Raw genomic sequence first — 5,766 nt, forward strand, 5'->3', positions numbered from 1 at the left:
TGTACCCAGTGGATAAAACCCGCAAGTCAATGGCGCTAATCGAACTGATTAAAACCAATGATTGGAAACAGGTGTTAGTGTTTTCTCGTACTAAACATGGTGCTAACCGTTTAGCGAAAAGCCTAGAAGCTGCTGGCATCAAAGCCGCTGCCATTCATGGTAATAAAAGCCAAACAGCACGTACTAAAGCATTGGCAGATTTTAAAGCCGGTGCAGTACAAGTCATGGTTGCAACAGATATTGCTGCACGTGGTATCGACATCGATCAACTGCCATTTGTGGTTAACTTTGACTTACCTAACGTACCTGAAGATTACGTGCATCGTATTGGCCGTACCGGCCGTGCTGGTTCAACAGGTCAAGCAGTATCATTAGTGGGTCTTGAAGAAGTTAAATTACTGCATGATATCGAGCGTTTAATCAATCGCGTTATTGAGCGTAAGCAACTTGCTGGTTTTGAAGCACCATTCACGATCCCTGAAGCGAGTAGCAGATCTGGCGGTAATAGCGCTAAAAAGCCAAACCCGAATCGCAGTAAACATGCTCAACAGCATGCAAATGATGGCGCTCATGGTGATAAACCAGCGCGTAAACCTGACTCTCGCCAACCATCACGCAGTCACGATAAGCCTGTAGATCCTAAAGCAGAAGCTAGAGCGAATGGTAATAAACCACCACAGCGTAATCGTCCACCACGTCGCAGTGGCACTGCACCAGTAGTTTCAAGCAGTAGCAGTAATCCTTATGCCAACGCTAAAGTTAAAAGCTAACTAGCGATAGAGCATAAAAAAGCCGGTGAACATTGTTCAGCGGCTTTTTTATTATTCAGGCATAACCAATCGATTATCAATCGATGGCTACCCTGCAGATAGCAAAAGATTCAGTTACATGAACCAAGCACGATAGCTACGGCCTTTTAACTTACCTTTACTGATGATATTCATCGCTTGTTTAGACACATTGCTTTTTACGGCAAAGTAAGCGCGAAAATCAGTTACTTTAATTTTACCAATATCGTTAAAATCTAAACCATTGCCACCCGTTAATGCCCCAACAATGTCACCTGGACGGATTTTTTGCTTTTTACCAGCTTCAATCTGAATGGTGATCATTTCAGCAGCAAGCGGTTGTTTGTTTAGCGCACTCATTGGCGGTAAAGGCTCACTGACGACATCTTTGTTCATGGCTTCTTCAATCATCGCCATTTTGTAACCGTCTTCTTCACCAAAGAAAGTATATGCGGCTCCAGAACTGCCAGCACGGCCAGTACGGCCGATACGGTGAATATGCACTTCAGTATCGTAAGCAATATGATAGTTAAATACTGCGTCTAACTCATCAATATCCAAACCACGTGCTGCTACGTCGGTAGCAACTAAAATACGCGCACTACGGTTAGCAAACTGCAATAACATTTGATCGCGATCGCGCTGCTCTAAATCGCCATGTAATGCTAGTACGCTAAAGCCAAACTCATGTAATGAGTCAGCCACTTGTTGGGTTTCACGCTTGGTATTACAAAACACGACTGCGCTTCCAGGCTGCTTATCTAATAACAATAAACGCAATGCCTCAAGACGGCCTTGGTTATCTTCGATACGGTAAAAATGTTGATCGATAGTGAGGTTATCGTGCTTAGCTTCAACTTTAACCATTACCGGTTTATACAGAATTTGATCGGCAATCGCTTGGATTTGATCTGGGAAAGTGGCACTAAACAACAATGTTTGGCGCTCACGAGGTGCCGCGGCAATGATTTGATCAATATGCTGTTGGAAGCCCATTTCTAACATGCGGTCGGCTTCATCTAAAATCAGCATGTTCATGTTACTTAAATCTAAACGGTTGCGATCTAAATGATCAACAATACGACCAGGGGTACCGACAATGATGTGTGCACCGTGCTCTAATGAACCAACTTGCGGTCCCATTGGTACGCCACCACACAGTGTCAGCACTTTAACGTTATGAATACCACGGGCCAAGGTACGAATGTCTTTCGCTACCTGGTCGGCTAGCTCACGCGTTGGGCATAGCACCATGGTTTGGATGCGAAAACGTTTTACATCCAGTTTATTGAGCAGTCCTAAACCAAAGGCAGCTGTTTTACCTGAACCCGTCATCGCTTGGCCGATAACATCTTCACCGGCCAAAATAGGCGGTAAGCTCTCAGCTTGGATCTGAGTCATCGATTCAAAACCCATAGTTTGGAGGTTTTCAAGCAATTCAGGTTTTAATTTAAGTGATGTAAAAGCCGTGTTAACGACCGGTTCTGTAGACTGACTCAAGGCAAATATCCTCTGATATCGAAAGGTAAAAAGCAGGCAAAAGCTGCAAAAATATATACCAATACCATTACATAAATGAGCCAATAACCTACAAAATAATCATTAAATAGCGGAACAAAATTAGCATATACAATGATGTTATATGAAAAATGCTTACCGCTATTTGCGAACGATTTATCTTGCCTGAAGGAACAGATAATAAATAAGATTGGTGTGAGCAAAGGCCTTAAAACAAACCTAAGCCAGATGTCAGCTATTGTAGCAATTTTATTCCTAGTTCGCTGACAAATATTTATCGATAATTCAGCTTATTTTGAGGTTAACGTTAAGCAATTTGGCCAAAGTGACCTTGTTGATAATCGCGTACAGCTTGTTCGATCTCTGCCTGGGTATTCATAACAAACGGCCCCATGTGAACAATTTTTTCGTTAATCGGCCTGCCTGCTAATATTAACAATCCAGCGCCAGTGGCCTCGGTTTGAAAATGACAGACTTCAAGTGCATCTAAAGCTAAAAACTGCCCTGCTCTTGCGGTTTCTCGCAAACCTTGAGCATCAATATAGTGAAGCTCACCTTGATACACATAAACGCAAACGGTTTGATGTTCGGCAAGATTCAGCGTGCCATGACCATATTCAGTTAACGTTAAATCCGCAATCGCACCATGGCCAGCTAAACCTTGAATCGTTGAGGTAATCTTATGTGGCTCATGATTAAAACCCCAACTCCCCGCCAAGGCAATAAGTGTTGCGCCGTGTTCGTTTTCTACACGTAGGTTAGCCTGTTTGCTGGTGTCTTGATAAATAGGTGGACGCATTTTGTGTTTTGCAGGCATATTGATCCAAATTTGAAACCCATGCAGCCCTTCTTTGGCATCTATTAATGGCATTTCAGAATGCACCACGCCACTGCCAGTACTCATCCACTGCACGTCACCCGCACGAATAGGTTTAACATTGCCCATTTGATCGCGATGTTCAAATCCGCCTTTACGAATATAAGTAAAAGTTTCTACACCTCTATGTGGGTGCGGCGGAAAACCACCAATAAAATCTTGTTCGTCATCAGACTTAATCTCATCGATCATTAAATATGGATCAAAACGAAGCTTATCAAAGTCGGCAACACGATTGATGTTCACGCCATCACCGTCCATTGCGGGTAAGGCGCTAAAACGCTGTAATACTTTCATAAAAACCTCGGCGATAAAAATAATGATGTAATCATAGCAGTCAGTTAACTGAATAAATATTGCATAATAGTGTGATTTTCTTTCGATAAAATCGACCAATTAACAGAGTTTTTGCCTTTTTCTCAAGCAAGATACATTTATCCACATCAATTTATGAACTTTACGTTCTGTTAACAATCAAAAAAAGGACTGATAATACTGCGATAAAGTGATTGATATAAATGGAAGTAATAACGGTTGGCTGAGAGCCACATCACTCTCGATCTTCAACACACTCCTCTAAAGAAGTATATTGGCTTAAGCCTGTACTCACGGCATTCATCATCCATGTATTATTGATTTATGTGCTGATTGCGTTTTGGTACCAAGACACGACGCAACGAGTGTCAGCTTTAGTGGTTAAACCTTCGACAACCGCAATAAAAAGCTATCTCATAACTTCAACGCAATACCAATCAATGACCCAAACAAGTTTACCACCCAAGCTTAATGACCTAGAAAGTGCCCAACACATAAAGAATTTTCCGCCCATTATTGATACGAATGTTGATGTTAGCCAATCAACGTCTATATACACGAAAGAGACACCAATCTCCTTAGATGAAGACAACAACACCCTCGATAAAGTGATGCCATCAAGCAATAAGCGCAACAACATACAATCGACTGCGAGAGCAAAAATTCCTAATGCATTGCCTAATCAAATAAAACCAGACACGACCACTAACGTAAACAAATCCGCACCTTCATTAGCGTCAATACAACAAGCCACTAGCCATTTTATACAACAAAATAATATTGCAGCATTAGACACTCTCATAGGTTCTCAAACTGCATTCCAAAATCAGCCAACAGGCACCATGAGTGAAATGGACCCTAACCTTGATTTTATAGAACTAACACCAGAAATTGATATCAACCAACCACATACCTTTAACCATAGGTTGGACCCTAACAGAATCGTAAAACAGGGTGATTATTGTTACCGAGTGGTTGAATTGCCAACTCAAGTGAATCCACATGGATGGGGACTCGGATTTGCAGAATTTTGTGGTGAGGACCAAGTAAAAAAACAATTAACAGAAGCAATTTACAATAGAGTTAATCGCATAAAATAACAGCGCTAACTCAATAGATAATAATACTTCTTGTGTGACTCATTATGTTAATGATGGCACGCTTGAAGATTTGTATTTCCTCATCACGACACTATTTTGAATGGCTACAGTACAAATGAGCAACATTACCTTTGTTAGAACCATAATGAATGATTCACTTTTACTGCTATGGAGATTCGAAAAGGTTAATTAAATTGATTTACCAACTCTGTTTGACGTATACCCTGACCACTAATTTCTTGACTATGCATTGCTGCATTTTGGCAATTTTGTTCGAATTGATTTATGCCATTTTGTAATATCATCGCATTGCTATAAATTTGATTAACAACAGCGGCTTGCTCTTCTGCCGCTACGGAAATCTGTTCGCCATTACTTTCGATAATACTCATCACTTCACTAACCGAAATCAGGCTTTTCTCGAGCATTTTGCCAGAATCTATACTCTTATCTGTTAACACATGGCTTTGTTCCATTTGTGCAACGGCTTCTGCAGTTGTGCGGCTAAGTGAATTTATAATAGCGTGTATTTCATGAGCAGAAGTTGCCGAGCGACTTGCCAAGTTACGCACTTCATCCGCGACCACCGCAAACCCTCTACCAGCCTCTCCAGCCCTAGCGGCTTCAATGGCGGCATTGAGCGAAAGCAAGTTAGTTTGCTGTGCAATACTCTCGATCACCTCAACAACTTGGTTTACATTTTGACATTGCTTATTCAGCGAAGAAATAGCAATACGGGATTTTTCCAATAAGTGATTAATTTCCGTAGTCGCAATTTGACTGTTGGCTAATGCCACCTTAGTTGACTCTATTTGTTCAACTAAGTGATGAATTTCTGTGGTTGAATTTGTCGTGTTTTTAGCTATATCAGTAACAGACGAGCTCATTTGGCCGATGGCAGTGACAACTTGTTCAAGGTTTTGTGACTGGGTTACCAACTGATTTTGATTGGCCTGATTTTGTTGTTGATGCTCTTCTAAACCTTGCTGTAATTCCTCACCACTGTCTTTTATACGTCCAACCACAGCCAGCGTTTCAGCTTTTTGCATCCGTAAACTTAATTCGATGTGAGAAAGCTCATCGGTATAACCGGTGTAAACAAATTGATTTAGTGGATTATCATGTATTTTTTCACTTAACATCAGCATGTTACTAAAACGCTGTTTAA

At 41.2% G+C, this 5,766-nt stretch carries 5 protein-coding genes; 2 read left to right on the top strand and 3 right to left on the bottom strand.

The window, feature by feature from the left end; genetic code table 11:
- Window positions 1–770, top strand: a 770-nt coding sequence (locus CXF78_RS12070; protein WP_257984897.1) for a helicase-related protein, incomplete at its 5' end; no start/stop codon positions are given.
- Between the two features lie 114 nt (window positions 771–884).
- Here the strand turns inward: CXF78_RS12070 and dbpA are convergent.
- Entirely contained in the window at window positions 885–2,288 is a 1,404-nt protein-coding gene (gene dbpA / locus CXF78_RS12075) for an ATP-dependent RNA helicase DbpA (protein ID WP_059745546.1), read from the bottom strand.
- A gap of 325 nt (window positions 2,289–2,613) precedes the next feature.
- Window positions 2,614–3,480, bottom strand: coding sequence for a pirin family protein (locus tag CXF78_RS12080; RefSeq protein ID WP_102036930.1), 867 nt, complete (start codon window positions 3,478–3,480; stop codon window positions 2,614–2,616).
- A 458-nt stretch (window positions 3,481–3,938) separates the two neighbouring features.
- On the opposite strand from CXF78_RS12080, the gene CXF78_RS12085 reads away from it, so the two are divergent.
- Window positions 3,939–4,598 carry a hypothetical protein gene (locus CXF78_RS12085; protein ID WP_145991429.1) on the top strand — a complete coding sequence of 220 codons (660 nt, stop codon included), beginning with the start codon at window positions 3,939–3,941 and terminating at the stop codon, window positions 4,596–4,598.
- A gap of 185 nt (window positions 4,599–4,783) precedes the next feature.
- On the opposite strand, the gene CXF78_RS21445 is transcribed toward CXF78_RS12085, so the two are convergent.
- Window positions 4,784–5,766 (bottom strand): methyl-accepting chemotaxis protein (locus CXF78_RS21445; RefSeq protein ID WP_180957130.1); only part of this gene is annotated, 983 nt, incomplete at its 5' end.

The organism is Shewanella sp. 11B5 (assembly GCF_002836795.1).
GTDB classification, from domain to species: Bacteria; Pseudomonadota; Gammaproteobacteria; order Enterobacterales; family Shewanellaceae; genus Shewanella; species Shewanella frigidimarina.